1 protein-coding gene and 1 pseudogene are annotated in these 578 nt (G+C 73.0%); both read right to left on the bottom strand.

Annotated features, from left to right (window positions below):
- Positions 1–150 (bottom strand): maltose acetyltransferase domain-containing protein (locus AC1DWF_RS36980; RefSeq protein WP_476843396.1); only part of this gene is annotated, 150 nt, incomplete at its 3' end.
- Between the two features lie 29 nt (positions 151–179).
- Positions 180–578: pseudogene (locus tag AC1DWF_RS36975) on the bottom strand (glucose-6-phosphate isomerase); the annotation flags it as partial.

Genomic DNA, 578 nt, shown 5'->3' with positions numbered 1-578 from the left:
CACCTCGGCCAGCCGCTCACGCAGGAGGGCGAGCCGGATCGCGGGCGTATCGCCGCAGGCGGCGTTGTAGTGCGCCAGCCAGGCGGCGGTGGCCTCGAGCTCCGCCTGCAGCTCCGGATCGGCGGCGCTGTAGAGCTGGCCCGCCAGCATCTTCTCCCGCTCGGTCACGCCCTGCTCGTTCAGGCCTGGGCCTGCAGCCGCAGGACCTCGGCCAGAAGCCCGGCCGTCGAGGCATCGTGCCCCGCACCTCGGGCCCCCGCTTCCAGCTCGCGCACCAGCGGATTGGCCAGCACCTTGCCGAGCTCCACGCCCCATTGGTCGAAGGGGTTGATCCCCCAGACCGCGCCCAGCGTGAAGACCTTGTGCTCGTAGAGCGCGATCAGCGCCCCCAGCGTGAAGGGATCGAGCCGCGGCATCAGGATGGTCACCGAGGGTCGGTCGCCGGGGAAGACCTTGTGCGGCACCAGCCGGGCGATGGTGGCCTCGTCCGCGCCGGCCCGGCGCATGTCCTCCGCCACCTGCTCGGCGTTGCGCCCGGCCAGCAGCGCCTCGGCCTGGGCGAGGCCGTTGGCCAGCAG

It is taken from the genome of Aminobacter sp. P4_D5, assembly GCF_056401815.1.
The sequence above is the reverse complement of the archived record's forward strand: the minus strand, read 5'-3'. Positions and strand labels throughout refer to the sequence as shown.